The 17969-nt window shown below is 64.6% G+C and carries 15 protein-coding genes; 3 read left to right on the top strand and 12 right to left on the bottom strand.

The genetic code is table 11. From position 1 onward, the window contains the following. Nucleotides 1–109 precede the first annotated feature (109 nt). Genes CR103_RS14305 through CR103_RS14315 form a run of 3 tightly spaced genes read right to left on the bottom strand, consistent with a single transcriptional unit; the run spans nucleotide 110 to nucleotide 5946 of the window. Nucleotides 110–1537: an efflux transporter outer membrane subunit gene (locus tag CR103_RS14305; protein WP_099916648.1), complete on the bottom strand. Its 1428-nt coding sequence runs from the start codon at nucleotides 1535–1537 to the stop codon at nucleotides 110–112. Beyond that, nucleotides 1534–4692: an efflux RND transporter permease subunit gene (locus CR103_RS14310; RefSeq protein WP_099916649.1), complete on the bottom strand. Its 3159-nt coding sequence runs from the start codon at nucleotides 4690–4692 to the stop codon at nucleotides 1534–1536. Before CR103_RS14310 ends, CR103_RS14305 begins: the two co-directional genes overlap by 4 nt. 21 nt (nucleotides 4693–4713) lie before the next feature. Beyond that, nucleotides 4714–5946, bottom strand: coding sequence for an efflux RND transporter periplasmic adaptor subunit (locus CR103_RS14315; protein WP_099916650.1), 1233 nt, complete (start codon nucleotides 5944–5946; stop codon nucleotides 4714–4716). A 162-nt stretch (nucleotides 5947–6108) separates the two neighbouring features. Between CR103_RS14315 and CR103_RS14320 the strand changes: the two genes are divergently transcribed. Further along, nucleotides 6109–6705: a TetR family transcriptional regulator gene (locus CR103_RS14320; protein ID WP_229443068.1), complete on the top strand. Its 597-nt coding sequence runs from the start codon at nucleotides 6109–6111 to the stop codon at nucleotides 6703–6705. A gap of 82 nt (nucleotides 6706–6787) precedes the next feature. On the opposite strand, the gene tal is transcribed toward CR103_RS14320, so the two are convergent. After that, nucleotides 6788–7720: a transaldolase gene (gene tal, locus CR103_RS14325; RefSeq protein ID WP_099916652.1), complete on the bottom strand. Its 933-nt coding sequence runs from the start codon at nucleotides 7718–7720 to the stop codon at nucleotides 6788–6790. Between the two features lie 217 nt (nucleotides 7721–7937). Between tal and CR103_RS14330 the strand changes: the two genes are divergently transcribed. Then, nucleotides 7938–8318: a hypothetical protein gene (locus tag CR103_RS14330; RefSeq protein WP_099916653.1), complete on the top strand. Its 381-nt coding sequence runs from the start codon at nucleotides 7938–7940 to the stop codon at nucleotides 8316–8318. Between the two features lie 64 nt (nucleotides 8319–8382). Then, nucleotides 8383–8553 carry an RNA methyltransferase gene (locus CR103_RS22155; RefSeq protein WP_143752625.1) on the top strand — a complete coding sequence of 57 codons (171 nt, stop codon included), beginning with the start codon at nucleotides 8383–8385 and terminating at the stop codon, nucleotides 8551–8553. 86 nt (nucleotides 8554–8639) lie between these two features. Here CR103_RS22155 and CR103_RS14335 read toward each other — a convergent pair whose 3' ends face one another. The 8 genes from CR103_RS14335 to pgi all read right to left on the bottom strand — a co-directional run bounded on the left by CR103_RS14335 (nucleotide 8640) and on the right by pgi (nucleotide 17794). After that, a complete protein-coding gene (locus tag CR103_RS14335; protein WP_099916654.1) occupies nucleotides 8640–9038 on the bottom strand; it encodes a GFA family protein in 399 nt (132 codons plus the stop codon). A gap of 108 nt (nucleotides 9039–9146) precedes the next feature. After that, nucleotides 9147–9647, bottom strand: coding sequence for a free L-methionine (R)-S-oxide reductase MsrC (msrC, locus tag CR103_RS14340; protein WP_099916655.1), 501 nt, complete (start codon nucleotides 9645–9647; stop codon nucleotides 9147–9149). A 146-nt stretch (nucleotides 9648–9793) separates the two neighbouring features. Further along, nucleotides 9794–10648 (bottom strand): SIS domain-containing protein, encoded by an 855-nt coding sequence (locus tag CR103_RS14345; protein ID WP_099916656.1) that lies wholly within the window; start codon nucleotides 10646–10648, stop codon nucleotides 9794–9796. Between the two features lie 33 nt (nucleotides 10649–10681). Beyond that, nucleotides 10682–12148, bottom strand: coding sequence for a glucose-6-phosphate dehydrogenase (gene zwf / locus CR103_RS14350; RefSeq protein WP_099916685.1), 1467 nt, complete (start codon nucleotides 12146–12148; stop codon nucleotides 10682–10684). Between the two features lie 155 nt (nucleotides 12149–12303). Then, nucleotides 12304–13605, bottom strand: coding sequence for a sensor histidine kinase (locus CR103_RS14355; RefSeq protein ID WP_099916657.1), 1302 nt, complete (start codon nucleotides 13603–13605; stop codon nucleotides 12304–12306). Beyond that, nucleotides 13602–15158 carry an ATPase domain-containing protein gene (locus CR103_RS14360; protein WP_099916658.1) on the bottom strand — a complete coding sequence of 519 codons (1557 nt, stop codon included), beginning with the start codon at nucleotides 15156–15158 and terminating at the stop codon, nucleotides 13602–13604. The genes CR103_RS14355 and CR103_RS14360 overlap by 4 nt, the downstream gene beginning before the upstream one ends. A gap of 96 nt (nucleotides 15159–15254) precedes the next feature. Next, nucleotides 15255–16154 carry an SMP-30/gluconolactonase/LRE family protein gene (locus CR103_RS14365; RefSeq protein ID WP_099916659.1) on the bottom strand — a complete coding sequence of 300 codons (900 nt, stop codon included), beginning with the start codon at nucleotides 16152–16154 and terminating at the stop codon, nucleotides 15255–15257. Continuing rightward, nucleotides 16151–17794: a glucose-6-phosphate isomerase gene (gene pgi / locus CR103_RS14370; RefSeq protein ID WP_099916660.1), complete on the bottom strand. Its 1644-nt coding sequence runs from the start codon at nucleotides 17792–17794 to the stop codon at nucleotides 16151–16153. Before pgi ends, CR103_RS14365 begins: the two co-directional genes overlap by 4 nt. Nucleotides 17795–17969: the final 175 nt, after the last annotated feature.

Genomic DNA, 17969 nt, shown 5'->3' on the forward strand with positions numbered 1-17969 from the left:
CACAATCGGCCATACACATGATTCACCTGTTGTTTTTTAAGAGAAGTCAGAGATGCGCAACGGTAGCATTCGCACCGGGTCAGGCCGGTGCCGCCAAGACTTCCTGATATCAGCGCTTCGCCGTGCTCCAGCCGCCGCCCAGCACGCGGTACAGCGTGACCTGGTTCTGCAGGCGCTGCAGGTTCGCCTGCACCGCCTGCTGCTGCGCCGTGAATAGCGAGCGCTGGGCATCGAGCAGGTCGAGGTAGGATGCGGCGCCGCTCCGGTAGCGCAGGTCCGACAGGTTGAAGCGCTCCGCTTCGGCTTGCGCCACCGCGCGCTGCGCGCGCAACTGCTCGGCAAACGTGGACTGGCCGGCCAGCGCGTCCGACACTTCGCGAAACGCTACCTGGATGCTGCGCTCGTACTGCGCCACGGCGATGTCGCGCCCGGCGCGCGCGCTGCCCAGGTTGGCGCTGTTGCGGCCGACATCGAAGATTGGCAGCACCACCGACGGCGCGAACGTCCAGCCGAATGAGCCGCCCTTGAACAGGCCGCTCAACTCCGAGCTGGCCGAGCCGGCACTGCCGGTGAGCGCAATGCGTGGGAAGAAGTTGGCCCGCGCGGCGCCGATGCTGGCGTTGGCGCCGATCAGCTGCTGCTCGGCGGCGCGGATGTCGGGGCGCACCGCCAGCAAATCGGACGGCAGGCCGGCCGGCAGCGCCGACAGTTCGGTTTGCGCCAGCGTGTTGGCCGGCGCCAGCGAGGCCGGCAGCGGCTGGCCAACCAGCAGCACCAGGGCGTTGATGTCCTGGGCGCGCTGGCGCTGCTGCTGGGCCAGCGCCACGCGGGCGGTGTCGACCAGCGACTGGCCCTGCGACAGGTCGACCTTCGAGACCACGCCGTTGTCGAACTTCAGCTGGATCAGCTTGAGCGATTCCTCGCGCGCGGCCAGGGTCTGGCGGATCAGCACCAGCAATTCGTCGTCCGCCAGCAGAGCGAGGTACGTATTGGCGACCGAGCCGATCAGGCCGATCTGGGTGCTCTTGCGCGCTTCTTCGGTGGCCAAAAATTGCCCCAGCGCGGCCTCGGACAGGTTGCGCACGCGGCCGAACAGGTCGAGCTCGAATGCGCTCACGCCAAAGCCGGCCGTGTAGGTGCTGGTGATGCTGTCGTTCGAACCCGGCACCCGGCTGCCGGTGACGGCGGCGTTTACTGTCGGCAGGATGTCGGCGCGGCGGATCTGGTACTGGGCCCGCGCCTGCTCGATGTTGAGGATCGCCACGCGCAGGTCGCGGTTGTTGGCCAGCGCCAGGTCGATCAGCTGGCGCAGGCGCGCGTCGGCAAAGAAGCGCTGCCATTCGAGCTGCGCGGCCGCCTCGCTGGTGGCCGGGTTGGCCGGGGTGGCCGGGTTGGCCAGTGCGTCGTCGAAGGCGAGGGCGACCGGCGAGGCAGGGCGTTGGTACTTCGGCGCCAGCGAGACGCAGCCGGACAGTCCAAGGGCCAGCGCCAGTGCCAGTGCCAGCGGCGTGGCGCGCAGGGTCGGTTGTTTCGTCATATTTTTTCCTCGATTGCTGGAGCGGCACCTTCTTCATGCGCAAATTTCTTGCGCTGGCGCTCGCTGCCTTTGAACAGATTACGCACCACGACGAAAAACACCGGCACGAAGAACAGGCCGAGGGCGGTCGCGGTTACCATGCCGCCCATCACGCCGGTACCGATGGCGCGCTGGCCGGCCGAGCCGGCGCCGCCGGCGATCACCAGCGGCAGCACGCCGAGGATGAAGGCCATCGACGTCATCAGGATCGGGCGGAAACGCAGGTGGCAGGCGCGCAGTACCGCTTCCTTGAGCGGCACGCCCTGGGCCTGCAGGTCCTTGGCGAACTCGATGATCAGCACCGCGTTCTTGGCGCCGAGGCCAATGATGGTGATCAGGCCGAGCTTGAAGTAGACATCGTTGGGGTAGCCGCGCGCGGTCGCCGCCAGCAGCGCGCCGAGCACGCCGAGCGGCACCACCAGCAGCACCGCGACCGGAATCGACCAGCTTTCGTACAGCGCGGCCAGCGCCAGGAACACCGCCAGCATGGCGAAGCCGAGCAGGATGAATACGGTCGAGCCGGACAGCTTTTCCTCGCGCGACTGGCCGGTCCATTCGAAGCCGAAGCCGGCCGGCAGCTGGGCCGCCAGGCGTTCCATTTCGTCGAGCGCCTGGCCGGTGCTGTGGCCTGGCGCCGCGTCGCCCGACAGGCGCATGGTGGAGTAGCCGTTGTAGCGCACCGTCTGCATCGGGCCGGTCACCCAGCGGGTGCTGGCAAATGCGGACAGCGGTACCGGCTGGCCCTTGGCGTTCATCGCGTTCAGGCGCAGCAGGTCGTCCGGCTGCATGCGGGCCGGGGCGTCGGCCTGGACCACCACGCGCTGCAGGCGGCCGGCGTTCGGGAAGTCGTTGATGTAGGTCGAGCCGAGCGACGTCGACAGCGCGGCGTTGACCGCCTCGAAGGTGACGCCGAGCGCGTTGGCCTTGTCGCGGTCGATGTCGAGCTGCACCTGGGGTGCGTCTTCCAGGCCTTCGGGGCGCACGCCGGCCAGGATCTTGCTCTGGCGGGCCAATCGCATCAGCTGGTTACGCGCCGCCAGCAAGGCGTCGCGGCCATTGCCGCCACGGTCCTGCAGGCGGAACGAGAAGCCGGTGCCGCGTCCGAGTTCCGGAATCGGCGGCGGGCTGACGGCGAACACGAACGAATCGCGCTGCTTCGACATGGCGCCGGTGATGCGGTTGGCGACATCCTGCGCGCCCTGGCCGGGGCCGCTGCGTTCATCCCAGTCCTTTAACGGAATGAAGGCCAGCGCCACATTCTGGCCCTGGCCGGAGAAGTTGAAGCCGACCACGCCGACCATGTCGGCCACTTCCGGCTGCTTCATGATGAACGCCTCGGCGTCGGCCAGGACCCGGCTGGTGCGGGTGGTCGTGGCGCCGGCCGGCAGCTGGATGTTGGCGATGATGTAGCCCTGGTCTTCGTTTGGCAGGAACGACGACGGCATGCGCATGAACATCAGCACGACGACGCCGATTACCACGGCGAACACCGCCAGCGCGCGGCCGGTGCGGCCCAGCGTCGTGGCGACGAAGCCTTCGTAGTTCTTGGCAGTGCGCGCGAAGCCGCGGTTAAACCAGCCGAAAAAGCCGGTCTTGGCATAGCCGTGGCCCTTTTCCACCGGTTGGAGCAGGTGAGCGCACAGGGCCGGGGTGAGCGAGAGCGCCATGAAGGCCGAGAAGAAGATCGCCGACACCATCACCGCCGAGAACTGGCGGTAGATATTGCCGACCGCGCCGGCGAAAAACGCCAGCGGCACGAACACCGACATCAGCACCACGGTAATGCCGATGATGGCGCCGGAAATCTGGCCCATCGCCTTGCGCGTCGCCGCCAACGGCGGCAAGCCTTCCTCGCTCATGATGCGCTCGACGTTCTCGACCACGACGATGGCGTCGTCGACGACGATACCGATCACCAGCACCATGCCGAACATGGTCAGCACGTTGATCGAGAAGCCAAGCGCCAGCAAGGTGCCCAGGGAGCCCAGCAGCGCGACCGGCACGACGATGGTCGGGATAATGGTGTAACGGAAGTTTTGCAGGAACAGGTACATCACCAGGAACACCAGGATGACCGCTTCGATGAGTGTCGTCACCACTTGCTTGATCGAGATGTCGACGAAGCGTGAGCTGTCGAACGGCAGCGCGAATTTCATGCCTGGCGGGAAGTATTTCGACAGCTCTTCCATGCGCTTCTTGACCAGGTTGGCCGTTTCCAGCGCGTTGCCGGAAGACGACAGCTGGATGCCGATGCCGGTCGACGGCTTGCCGTTCAGGCGCGCCGAGGTGGCGTAGCTCTGGCCGCCGATTTCGATGCGGGCGACATCGCGCAGCCGCACGGTGGAACCGTCCGCGTTGGCGCGCAGCACGATGTTGCCGAACTGCTCGACGGAGTTGAGCTGGCCGGTGACCACGACCGTAGCCGAAATCGTCTGCCCCGCTTGCAGCGGCAGGTCGCCGATCGAGCCGGACGCAACTTGCGCGTTCTGCGAACGGATCGCCGCGTTGACGTCGGTTGGCGACAGGCTCAAGCCTTGCAGCTTGGCCGGGTCGATCCAGATCCGCATCGCCTTTTCGGTGCCGAACAGCTGGGCCTGGCCGACGCCCTTGATGCGCTGGATTTCAGGCAGCACGGTGCGCGAGGCGTAGTCGCCCAGCGCAATCGGGTTCCATTGCGGATCGTCCGACGACAAGATTGCGAACATCAGGAAGTTGGCGCGCGCCTGATCGACCCGCACCCCTTGCTGCACCACCGCCTGCGGCAGGCGCGGGGTGGCGCGGCCGAGGCGGTTCTGGACGTCGACCTGGGCCAGCGCCGGATCGGTGCCGGTCTCGAAGGAGAGTGTCAGCGTGCCGGTGCCGTTGGCCTGGCTGATCGACTCCATGTAGATCAGGCCGGGCGAGCCGTTCATTTCGCGTTCGATCACGCTGATGACGCTGTCTTCGAGGGTCTGGGCGGAGGCGCCCGGATAGGCGGCGCTCACCACGATGGACGGCGGCGCGACGGTAGGGTATTGCGCGACCGGCAACTGTGTGATCGCCGCTGCCCCCACCACCATGATGAACAGGGCGATCACCCAGGCAAAAATGGGGCGGTCAATAAAAAAGCGAGCCATGAAAGATTCCTGTATCTGTTATTAACGGCTGACGCTGGCAGTGGCCGGTGCGGCATTACCGGCAGGCGCGGTCCACGGCACCGGCTTGACTGGCGCGCCCGGCACCATCATTTTCTGGAAGCCGTCGACGACGACCTGCTCGCCCGGCTTCAAGCCGCCCTGCACGATCCAGTTCGTGCCTTGCTGCGAGCCGATCTTGATCGGGCGCGGCGCCGGCTTGCCGTCGGCGACGACGATCACGGTGTCGCCCTGGGTACTGCGGGTGACCGCCTGTTGCGGCACGACGATGGCGGCCGGCAACGACGCCTGCGACAGGCGCACCCGCACATACTGGCCCGGCAGCAGCAAGCCGTCCTGATTCGGCACTTCGGCGCGCAGCGTGACCTGGCCCGACGTCGGGTCGACGGTGACGTCGGAAAACAGCAGCTTGCCCTTGTGCGGCAATTCGGTGCCGTCGTCCATCAGCACCGTGACGGGCACGGCGCCGGCGGCGCGCGCGTTGCTGCTGCTGCCTGCACCTGCACCTGCGGCTGCTGCGGCATCGCGGCGCAGCCGCAGCAGCTCGGTGGCCGACTGCGTGATGTTCAGGTACACGGTGTTGGTTTGCTGAATCAGCGCCAGCTGGGTCGCTTCGGTGGCGGACACCAGCGCGCCTTCGGTGACCAGCGCGCGGCCGATGCGCCCGGCGATCGGCGCCTGCACGCTGGCGTAGCCGCTGTTGATCCGGGCGATCTGCACCGCGGCTTTCTGGGCGGCGACATCGGCTTCGGCCTGCTGCTGGGCCGCCACCACGTTGACGTACTCTTGCTTGCTGATGGCATTCGCCTCGACCAGCGGCTTGTAGCGCGCGGCCAGCGCCGCGGCCTGGTTCAGGTTCGCCTCGGACTTGCCAAGGTTGGCGCGCGCGCTGCTCAGCGCGGCCTGGTACGGCGCCGGGTCGATCTGGAACAGGGTCTGGCCAGCTTTAACTTCGCTGCCTTCCTGAAACATCCGCTTGAGCACGACGCCGGTCACGCGCGCCCGCACTTGCGCCACGCGCACCGGTTCGACCCGCGCCGGCAATTCCGTCTGCAGCGCGACCGGTTCGAATTTGGTGACGATGACGCCGACTTCCGGCGGCGGCAGGTTGGCACCCGGGCCGCCGGCGGGAGCGGCGGCGTCCTTGGCGCCACAAGCGCTCAGCATGGCGAGAGCGGCCAGGGTAGCGGCAGCGAGCCGCGTCATGGACAAGGTGACGGAGTGGGCATGGCGCATGACGTGGACATCCTCTTGTGGTGCGGGCAGAGCCGTTTTGGAGACAACTTCACCGCTGGCTTTTGTCGAATTTGCGGATATACTATCACGAGTGTATGTTTAAAGTTCGACAATCCCAGAAACGGAGTATTGCCAATGGCACGTAGGACCAAGGAAGACGCATTGGCGACCCGCGACAGCATACTGGATGCAGCGGAGCAATTGTTCGTCAAGCAGGGAGTGTCTGGAACGACGTTACAGCATATCGCAACGGCGGCGGGGGTGACGCGCGGTGCCATCTACTGGCATTTCCTGGACAAAGGGGCGATGTTCAATGCAATGATGGAGCGCGTGAAGATGCCGCTCGAGTCCGCCATGCTGCTGTTCGACCAGGCCAACGCGGCCGATCCGATCGAGGTTTTGCGCGAGAGTATGATGCGCGTGTTCCGCATGACGGTGGAAGACCCGATGGCGCGTCGGGTGTTCGAAATCGCCACCCTGAAAATGGAATTTACCGATGAACTCAACGCTGTGCGCGAACGCAGGAAACTGAATCAGGCGAGCTGGATGGCACGCACCGAAAGCCGCGTGCGCGAAGGCATCGCCAACGGCCAGGTCAAGGCGGGGGTGGAACCGTACGCCGTGGCGCTGGGATTATGGGCCATCATCGACGGCCTGCTGCGCGCCTGGCTGCTCGATCCGCAGGAATTCGACTTGATTGCGCTGGGTACGCGGATTGTCGATACGCATCTGGAGTCGCTAAGGGCGAAGCCGGATTAACATCGATCCATGTGAACATCGTCGTCCTCGCGAAAGCGGGGACCCCATTCGCAAGGACGACGGCAGAGGGAACCGTTACCGTTTAACGCATTCCACTGATCATCTGCTTCAACTTCCCCGAATCGGCGCAAAACGCACGGATGCCTTCGGCCAGTTTCTCGGTCGCCATGGCGTCTTCATTCATCATGAAACGGAAGGTTTTCTCGTCGATCGACACCTTGTCGATGGGCGCGACGGCTTCGGCGGCGGTGAGCTTGCGCTCGACCAGCGCGTTGGTGTCGGCCATCTTTTGCAGCAGGTCCGGTGAGATGGTCAGCAGGTCGCAGCCGGCCAATTCGACGATCTGCGAGACGTTGCGAAAGCTCGCGCCCATCACTTCGGTCTTGTAGCCGAACTTGCGGTAGTAGTTGTAGATGCGTTTGACCGACTGCACGCCGGGGTCGTCGGCGCCGCTGTACTCGATGCCGGTGGCCTTTTTGTACCAGTCGTAGATGCGGCCGACGAAAGGCGAGATCAACTGGGCGCCGGCTTCGCCGCAGGCGGCCGCCTGCGGCAGCGCGAACAGCAGCGTCATGTTGCAATGGATGCCGTCGCGTTCGAGCACCTCGGCGGCGCGGATTCCTTCCCAGGTCGAGGCAATCTTGATCAGCACGCGCTCGCGCTCGACGCCGGCCGCTTCGTACAGCGCGATCAGCTCGCGGCCCTTGGCGATGTTCGCTTCGGTATCGAACGACAGGCTGGCGTCAATCTCGGTGGAGACGCGGCCCGGAATGATTTTCAGGATTTCGACGCCGAACGCGATCAGCACGCGGTCGATGACGTCGGCGGTCGACAGCGCGGGGAAGTCGCGCACGGCTTGCTCGAGGAGCGGGCGGTATTCGGGTTTTTGCACCGCCTTCAGGATCAGCGACGGGTTGGTGGTGGCATCGCGCGGCGTGTAGGCCTTGATCGACTGGAAATCGCCGGTGTCGGCGACCACGGTAGTGAATTGCTTGAGCTGTTCGAGTTGATTCATGGCGGTCACGATGATGAAGGAGGAGTGAAGTTGTATTGTACCAAGTGAGGGTGGCGCCTGGATTCGGCTAACGCGAGCGTGGCGCAATATTTCCCATTTGCAAACGCACGCTGCTGTCGGGTTTGCATCTATACACTGGATTTTGGTTAAGATTTAATCCAATCAATACTTTCGCGGTCTCATCCGCGGCGTCATTTTCAATTTCAAGGATAACGACATGTTCAACAATAAAACCATCAAATCATTACTGGGCGCATCGGCAGCCGTAGTCCTGCTCGGCGCATTTTCGGCCAACGCGCAAAAAGCGCCGCCCGTCACCGGCGAAGCGAATGATCACACGTCCTCGGGGGCCGTCACCCAGCCAGCCGGCAAGAGCAACCGGGCGACCAACAACATCAACCCGGGCGTGGTGCCGCCGCAAGTGGGCGAAGCGAACGACCATACGTCGGCGAACGCGGACGTGCGTCCGGCAGCGAAGGCCAAGCCGATGAAAAACAAGGTAAAAAAAGCCAAGGTCAAGACGCCGGTGACCGGCGAAGCCAAAGACCACAGCTCCGCGGGCGGCACGACCGAAGCGGCCAAGGCGGCCAAAATGTAAAGGTGTTTCGGCGGCGCCGCTGAAGGGACCGTGCCTGGATGCTGCAGATGATCCGGGTTACAAATTGCAACAATCAAAATATTTATCGAAGAGTGCCACCGATTCGACCTCGGGCGTGCTGTACGGCGTCGGCGTCGGCTATGCGTTCACTCCGACCATCTCGGCCCGCCTCGAAGCCCAGAAGCCAAGCAGCGATACCAGCAACGTGGCCGCCAGCCTGTCGCTGAAGTTTTAATTACAGGCATCACGCGTATTCACATGAAATCCGCTTCAGCGGGTTTTTTTGGCCTGCTTTCCTTGCCGACGGCAAGTGAAGCGTTGTCAGGATCGATCCGCGGGGTGATCGACCCCATCATTGGTCGGGACCGCGCCCAGATCGAACGGATTGACGCCTTCCAAACAGCCGACGTTAAAGCCGTATTGATCCGGATTGGAGCGCCGCTGATGGTGGGTGTAGATGCCGCAGCGCGAGCAGAAGTAATGTTTGGCGGTGCGCGTATTGAATTGGTACAGCCTCAGGACATCCTCGCCTGCAAGTATCTTGATCCCCGCCAGCGCTACAGATGCGACGATTGCCCCTTTGCGTCGGCAGACCGAACAGTCGCAGCGGCGCGCATCGACAATGCCGTCAGGCAGGTCCAGTTCCAGTACGACTGCCCCGCAGTGGCAAGTGGCGCGGTGCTTCGCCTTGATTTCAGTGGTGCCGACGTTTTTAATCATGGTGATGTTTGAAAGCGGGTTGGCGTTAGGGGAAGGGGCCGACGGACAGTCGATCGTTATTGGCCAAGCAGGCAATTTTTCACGCGACCGGCTCGCGATCCAAGCTCGCTAGCTGAAGTCGGTCGCCGCCAAAAACGCCGCTACCAGCGCCTCCAAACCTTCGCGGTCTTCCTCGCTGAAACGATTCAGGATTGGGCTGTCGATGTCGAACACGCCCAGCAGCTTGCCGTCCTTGATCAGCGGGATGACGATTTCCGCGTTCGATTGCGAGTCGCAGGCGATGTGGCCGGGAAAGGCGTGCACGTCCGGCACCAGCATCGTGCGTCGTTCGCTGGCGGCGGCGCCGCAGACGCCGCGGCCGAACGGGATGCGGGCGCAGGCAACCTTGCCCTGGAAGGGGCCGACCAGCAGTTCTTCACCGTTGCCGTTTTTTGCCGGACGGGCCAAGTAGAAGCCTGCCCAGTTCAGCTCGGCGATGGTGTCGTAAATAAAAGCGGAAAACTGCGCGGCGTTGGCGACCAGGTCGCGCTCGCCTTCGAGGATGCTGGCGACCTGGCGGGTCAGCATGGCGTAGTCGGGCTTGGTACTCGCGGCGGAGGTGATGTGCATGGGTGCGAAAATGGCTGGTCGAAATAGCTATTTTATCTGATTGGGTGAGCGGGCCGGTGATGCGCTGGCGTCAGCAGAACCTGGATGCTCAGCGTGCGCGAGGATGACGTGTTAGCGAGGATCACGTCGCACGGTGAGTTCGAGCGTCAGCCGATGAACGAATCGAACTGCATGTCGAATTCCTGCAGCGCCTTCTGGGCGTTCTGCATCTTCTTGCGAAATTCGGGGCCGCGCTGCAGCGCCAGGCCGACCGCCAGTACATCGATCACCACCAGGTAGGCCAGCCGCGCCGAGATCGGCGTGTAGGGGTCGGTATTGAACACCAGGTCGATCGGGATCAGCACGGTGGCCAGATCGGCCAGCGGGGTGCCCGAGGGCGCCAGCACGATGACGTCGGCGCCGCCGCGGCGCGCCAGTTTTACCGAGCGCACCAGCGCCGGGCTGTTGCCGCGCTGCGAGATGGCCACCACCGCGTCGCCGCTGCGCAGCAGCGCCGCGGCGATGCTGTGGATGTTCGGATCGGCATACGCCACCGTCGGCACGCCGGAGCGGAAGAACTTGTGCTGGGCGTCGGCGGCGACGATGCCCGACGTGCCCTGGCCGTAGAACTCGATCTTGCTGGCGCGCGAAAGGATGTCGAGCGCCTTCTGGATCTGCTCCGGCTTGAGGTTGTTGCGCAGGTCGAGCAGGGTGTTGATCGAGCGGCTGCAAATCTTGTTGACCAGGTCAGAGGCCAGGTCGTCCTGGGCCGGCTGCTCGTTGGCGCCGGGCAGCGCCAGCGCCAGTCCCTGCGCCAGCTTGAGCTTGAACTCGTGCCAGCCGTCGTAGCCGAGGGTGCGGCAAAACCGCACGACGGTCGGCTCCGACACCTGCGCGCTCTTGGCCAGCGCGGTAATGTTCTGGCTGACCGTTGTCGACGGCTGTTCCAGCACCGCCAGCGCAACCTTGCGTTCGGATTTGGACAGCGAATCGAGCTGGGTGCGGATCGAATCGAGCAGCATCAGTGAGCAGGCGCCATGATCTTGGTTTTCACCTCAGTCCGCCGGCAAAACTTCTTCGCGCCACTGCAGGCCGTCGCGCCCGATCAGTGCGCTGGCGGCGGCCGGGCCCCAGGTGCCGGAGGTGTACGGCGTCGGGTTGTTGTCGTCCTGCTCCCAATAGTCGAGGATCGGTTCGATCCATTCCCACGCCGCTTCCAGTTCGTCGCCGCGCATGAACAAGGTCAGCTGGCCGCGCAACACGTCGAGCAGCAAGCGCTCGTAGGCGTCCATCCGCGGCGTCTTGAACTGCTCGCGGAAATCGAGTTCGAGCTCGGCCTGCTTGAGGCGCATACCGTCGCCCGGTGTCTTGGCCATCAGGTTAAGCGAGAGCCCTTCGTCGGGCTGCAGGCGGATCACCAGGCTGTTCGGCTGGAAGCTCGACGTCGGCTGGTTGAAAATCGAGTGCGGGATCGGTTTGAAGCGCACGACGATCTCGGCCAGCCGGTCGGCCATCCGCTTGCCGGTGCGCAGGTAGAACGGCACGCCGGCCCAGCGCCAGGTGTCGATTTCAGCCTTGAGGGCGACAAACGTCTCGGTGCTCGAGCGCTCCGGCGCATCGGGCTCGTCGCGGTAGCTCGGCACCGGCTGGCCGTCGACGTGGCCGGCGCGGTACTGGCCGCGCACGATGTTCTGCGACAGCGTGGTCGGGGTGAATTTTTTCAGCGAGCGCAGCACCTGCAACTTGGCGTCGCGCACCGCGTCCGGCGAAATCGAGGTCGGCGGCTCCATCGCCACGATGCACAGCAGCTGCAGCAGGTGATTTTGCAGCATGTCGCGCAAGGCGCCGGAGTGGTCGTAGTAACCCATCCGGTTGCCAACGCCAATCTTCTCGGCGATGGTGATCTGGACGTCGGAAATCCATTCGCGGCGCCACAGCGGCTCGAACAGGATATTGCCGAAGCGCAGGGCCAGCAGGTTCTGCACCGTCTCCTTGCCGAGGTAATGGTCGATCCGGTAAATCTGCGATTCGGCGAAGACCTTGCCCACTTCGGCGTTGATCTGCCTGGCGCTGGCGAGGTCGCGCCCGAGCGGCTTTTCCAGCACCACGCGCGAATTGGGCGTGGCCAGCCCGGTCGTCGACAGGTTGTCGCAAATTTGCGAAAACAGGTGCGGCGGGGTCGCCAGGTAATAGATGCGGGTCAGGCTGTCGTCAAGGCGCAGCGCCGCAACCAGCGCGTCGTAGGTGGCGACATCGGTGGCGTTGAGCGACACATACATGATGCGCTTGATGAACTCGGCGTAATGAAGCTCGGCCGGCGCCTTGATGTGCGGTTTCGAGGTCGTCTCGACGGTTTCCAAGAAGTCCTCGGTCGACCATTCGTGGCGGCCGACACAGATGATGCGCGCGCCGGGCGGCAGGTCGCCGGCGACATGGCGCGAGTACATGGCGGGCAGCAGCTTGCGCATCGCCAGGTCGCCGCTGCCGCCAAAAAGAACCAGGTCGAAATCGTTGAGTGCCATAATATTGTGATCGAAAAAGGTGGTGTCGAAAAGGATGATGCCGCTATCGCGCCCATACTGGCGCACGCAAGGTAGTCGAAGCACGTAAAGATTCATGCCGCGACGGCGATTTATGTAAATTTACTACATAAATACCTGGATCGCAAGTAATTTTACTACGCTGGCGCCGGGTTCCAGGCTTCGGCGCCCTGCGGCAGCACGATGCTGAAGATGCTGCCCTGGCCGGCGCCCCGGCTTGCCACGGTGAGCGCGCCGCCATGCAGTTCGACGATCCGGCGGGCGATGTACAGCCCCAGGCCCAGGCCGGTGGCGTTGGCCTGCGTTTGCAGCGTGAAGGCGCCGAACACGTGCTGCAGGTCGTCCGCTTCGATGCCCTGGCCGCTGTCGGCGATATCGATCTTCACCTGGCCCGTTTCGACGCCGGCCTCGGCGCCAACGCCGATGTTGACCTCGATGCGGCCTCCCGGCGGAGTGAACTTGATGGCGTTGAGCAGCAGGTTCCACAGTACCTGCTGCAGGCGGCGCGCGTCGCCGGCGATGATGGTGCCGTCGCCGAAGTCGCCTGGCGTCACTGTCAGGGCGATGCCTTTTTGTTGCGCACCGACTTCAACGGTCGAGACGGCGTCGCGCACGATGCGCCCGAGCGGCACGCTGGCCCGCACCACCGACAGCTGGCCGGTCAGGGTGAGCGCCGCATCGATCAGGTCGTCGACCATCGCCGCTTGCTGGCGCACATGCACCCGCATCGAGTTCAGGCCTTTGGTAACTGCCGGCGGCAGGTCGGGATGGGTCTTGAGCATCAGGTCCAGGCGCATCGACAGCGCCGCCAGCGGGGTGCGCATTTCGTGCGAGACGGTGGCGAGGAACAGGTCGCGGGTGCGGTTGACGCGGTTGAGCTGTTCGATGGTCTCGCGCTGGTGGTCGATCGAGCCGGCCAGGCTGCGCAGCAGCGCCGTGTTGGTGGCCATGCGGGCGTCGGTCACCGGCGCCTCGAGCCTGACCTGGCTCCACAACACCGGCCCCGAAATCCCGACCATGCGGGCGATCTGCTCGCACGCCATCGGCGAACTGAAATCGCTGAAACACCAGCCGAACACCAGCACCCCATACACCTTGCCGAACTGGGTCAACGGCAGCGCGCGCACGCGCAGGCCGAAAAACTGCCGCTCCGGCATGTCGCTGCCATGCGCCTCGCTGCCATCGTTGTCGTTGCCGCTCGCCACCACGGCGGCGGCGAGTTCGCGCTCGAACGCGCTGCCGGGACCGTCAAGCTCCCACAGCGTCGAAGCGAGCAGCAAGCGGGCCGTGTTCGACGCCACCAGCGGCCCGGCCATGCGCGCACCAAACCTGTCGTAGGCCGATACCGTCAGTCCTGTGGCCTGGGCAAACTGGTCCAGCGGCGCCAGCCATTCTTCCCAGTCAACCAGGGTGCGCGAGGGGAATGCGACACTGATCACGGCGGCGTTTCGATCGGCAGATCGACCGACGGCGGCAGGGCGGTGTTGTTGGCGATCGCCTCCTCGATGGCCGGGGCCTGGCGCGACGGCGAGCGCGACAGAAGGCCGTAATAGGCCGAAAACGGCAGCTGCGGCACCGCGTTCGACGCTTCGCCCGCGCCGTCCTCGTCAAGCAGTTTGAGGCCGCCTTCGGCGATCACGTACTCGCGCGTGACCTGCAGGTTGCGGCTGCCGCGCACTTTCGGAATGGCGATCGCGCGCCGCAGCACGGTCGAAATTTCGACATAACTGAGCAGGATGATGTTATCGACCAGGTGGGAGCCCTTGAGCTCCTGGCTGATCTGCGACAGGCCGAGCAGCTCAGGGCTTTCGTAGTTGAACAACACCGTCGCCAGGCGGTTCTTGAAGAACGTCGCCAGCGCGTACAGGTAACCTGCCGCCTCTTCCGGGCTGGTCATTGCGTACACCGCGCAGGAGTCGAGCACGATACAGTCGATGGCTTCCTTTTCGACCAGCCTGGTGATGTGCTCGAAGTGGACGTCGAGGTCGAGTTCAAGCGGCGACTCGTAGTGGATGAACAGGTCGCCGCGTTCGGTCAGGCCTTCGAGGTCGAAGCCGAGCGAGCCGGCGTTGCGCATCAGCTGGCGTGGGTGCTCGTCGAGGCTGACCAGCAGCGTCTTGTGGCCGGCCGCGATCGCCGAGGTCAAAAACTGCACGCTCAGGACTGTCTTGCCGGTGCCGGAGATGCCGCAAATCATGGTTACCGAGCCGGCGTACAGGCCGCCGTCCATCATCGTGTCGATCGCCGCCGAACCGGTCGACAGGCGAAGCGCGGAGGTCGGCTGTTCCTGCAAGGCGACCGGGCGCGATTGGGCGCGGCGGTAGACGTGCACGCCCTGGTCCGCTTCGATGCGCATGGTGTGGCTGCCGCTGATGAAGTCCTGGCCGCGCGACTTCTGTACCGTCAGCCGGCGCTGCACGCGCCGCTGGTTTTCGCCGCGCGTGAGCGAAATGATGGTGTCGAATATGAAGCGCTCGTGGGCCGCGGCGGTGGTCGTCTCGTCGCGTTCGGCGGTGACCATGGTCGTAACGCCGAGCCGGTTGAGCCCTTCGACCAGCACGTGCACGTCCTCGCGGAACGGCAGGTTGTGCACTTCGGCGTACAGCCGCATCGGGGTCAGGCCGTCGATCAGAAGGCGCCTGGCGCCCATCGCGCGCAGCGTTTCGGCGAACACGCCTTCGGTATTGCGAAATTCGCTCAGCAGCACGGCCGGGCTGGTCTGGATGATCTTGATTTTCCCGGCATCGAGCATTCCTTGCAGGTCCCAGCCGAAGCCGGCGGCGTCGCGCATCAGCTTGGCGGCGTCGAGTTCGAACGAGACGATCGCGCCCGGCTCGCCATGTTCGGCGGCGCCAGCGTAGATGAAACCCAGGCCAAGCGTGGTCTTGCCGGTGCCCGGCGCGCCTTCGACGATCAGGTTGTTGTGGCGCGGGACGCCGCCCAGCAGTATTTCATCGAGCCCGGCAATCCCGGTTTTCACTAAGGTATCCACGCGGCTTCACCTATTTTTCGTCATTCAATTCGGTGATTAGTCTAGCAGCGCTTTAAGTACGCTGGCGCACGTAAGGATTCGTCGCCGACCGCGCGCTCATGGCTGATACAGCGGCTCGGCCAGGCCGGCGACGTCGACCCGCAGCGACAGCACGCAGCCGCTCAAGGGATGCCGCGCGCGTTCTTCGGCGGGGCGCTTGTGGCTGGCGCTGGTGATGTACAGCGTGCGCAGGTCGTCGCCGCCGAACGCCACCATGGTCGGGCAGCGCAGCGGCAGCGCCACTTCGCGCAGCAAGGTGCCGTCGGGCGCGAAACGCAGCAGGCGTGCGCCTTCGAACATGGCGCACCAGTAGGCGCCTTCGCTGTCGACCGCGGCGCCGTCCGGGCGGCCGCCATAGCCGGGGGCCGACTTGTCGCTTGAAAACTGCTGGAAAAGCTGCCGCTTCGATACCGCGCCGGTGGCGACGTCGAAGTCGTGGCGGTCGATGCGGTGGGCCGCGGTGTCGGCGTGGTACATCGACTGCCCGTCGGGACTGAAGCCCAGGCCATTCGAGTTCGTCATCCCGCCCGACCAGGCCAGGCGCAGCTTGCCGTGTTCGAGGACGTACATCTCGGCCGCCTGGCGGTCGCGCGGCTCGTACAGCGTGCCGGTCCAGAAGCGGCCGGCGGCATCGACCCGGCCGTCGTTAAAGCGCGCCAATGCGGTGTCGTACGGCGCCGGGGCGATCGGCGTGACGATGCCATTGGCGCTGTCGAAGTGAAACAGGCCTTCGCGCAGCGCGACGACCAGGCCGCCGCCGGCCACAAGCCCCAGGCAGGCCGGTTCGCTCGGCATGGTCCAGCAGTTATGCGCGCCGCTGGCCGGATGCAGCCGATGGATCGCGAAACCGTCGATGTCGACCCAGTACAGGCACGATTCGGCCGGGTTCCACAGCGGGCATTCGCCGACCGCCATTGGTTCATCGAAGGCGACATCAATGACCCCGATATCGCTCATACCGCCGCCTTGGCCATCGCGATCAGGCCGTTGGTCGAGCTGTCGTGGCGCTGTGGTTGGGCGTCACCCGTCAGCTCCGCCTCGATGTTCTTTGCCAGCACCTTGCCCAGCTCGACGCCCCACTGGTCGAAACTGTTTACGTCCCACAGTACGCCCTGGACGAACGTCTTGTGCTCGTACAGGGCCACCAGCGCGCCCAGCGCATACGGCGTCAGGTATTCCATCAGGATGGTATTGCTGGGGCGGTTGCCGGGAAAGGTCTTGTGCGGCGCCAGGCGCTCGATATCGGCCGGGCCCATGCCCTGCGCCTGCAGGTCGGCGCGCACCTCGTCGATGTTTTTGCCGCGCATGAAAGCTTCCGACTGGGCGAAGCAGTTCGCCAGCAGCGCCGCGTGGTGCGCCTCGAGTTCGTGGGCCGGGCGCAGGCAGGCGATAAAATCGATTGGCGTGACGTCGGTGCCCTGGTGCAGCAGCTGGAAGAAGGCGTGCTGGCCGTTGGTGCCGCAGTCGCCCCAGATCACCGGGCAGGTGGAAGTGTCGACCGGCTGGCCGGTGCGGGTGACGCGCTTGCCGTTGCTTTCCATGTCGAGCTGCTGCAGGTAGGCCGGGAAGCGGTTCAGGTCTTGATGATAGGGCGCGATCGACACCGAGGCGCAAGCGAGGAACTGGCGGTTCCAGAAGCCCGTCAGCGCCAGCAGCACTGGCATGTTCTGCTCCAGTGGCGTGGCGGTGAAGTGCAGGTCCATGGCGTGGGCGCCGGCGAGAAAATCGCTGAAATAGCCAAAACCGACCGACAGCGCAATCGGCAGGCCGATCGCCGACCATACCGAATAACGCCCGCCGACCCAGTCCCAGAACGGGAACATGTTGGCCGGGTCGATGCCGAAGGCTTCGATCGCCGCGGTATTGGTCGACACGGCGACGAAGTGGCGCGCCAGTGCGTCCGGCCTGGCGCGGGCCAGGAACCAGCGGCGCGCGGTCTGGGCGTTTTGCATCGTCTCGCCGGTGGTGAACGTTTTGGAGGCGACGATGAACAGCGTCGTTTCCGGGTCGATGCCGGACAACGCCGCATCGATATCGTGGCCGTCGACGTTCGAAACGAAGCGCATGTTCAGGCGCGGATGGGCGTACTGGCGCAGCGCCAGGCAGACCATTTTCGGGCCGAGGTCGGAGCCGCCGATGCCGATGTTGACGATGTCGGTGATCGGCTTGCCGCTGTAGCCGAGCCAGGCGCCGGAGCGCACCGCATCGCTGAACGCGCGCAGGCGCGCCAACACGGCGTGGACGTCGGCGCTGACGTCCTGGCCGTCGACCACCAGCGCGCAATCAAGGGGCGCACGCAAGGCCGTGTGCAAAACCGCGCGCTGTTCGGTCAGGTTGATCTTTTCGCCGCGAAACATCGCCTCGCGCCGCTCTTCGACGCCGCGCTCGCGCGCCAGCTCGACCAGCAGTTCAAGCGTGCGCCGGTCAAGCCGGTTTTTTGAATAGTCTAGAAACAGGCCGGCCGCTTCGACCGACATGTTTTTAAAACGCAGGGGGTCAGCAGCGAACAGGTCGCGCATCTGCCAATCCGTCGAATCGATGGCGTGGGCGGCAAGGGCCTGGAAGCTGGCGGTAGAGGTCAGGGAGGGCTGGCGCATGGCGGTCGGCAGTCAGAAAAGTTGTCGGGTGTGGTTGGTAAATTCAGATTGGTGGATGATACATTAAAAATTCGTAAATTCACTACATCAGCTGGCAGAATCAACTCGTGCGCCACCCTGGTATCCGATAGCAATACCATGTCGTAACAACGCGAAAACCGCTTGTCCGCACCAA

The sequence above is a fragment of the Massilia psychrophila genome, assembly GCF_002760665.1.
Lineage (GTDB): Bacteria > Pseudomonadota > Gammaproteobacteria > Burkholderiales > Burkholderiaceae_D > JAFCUW01.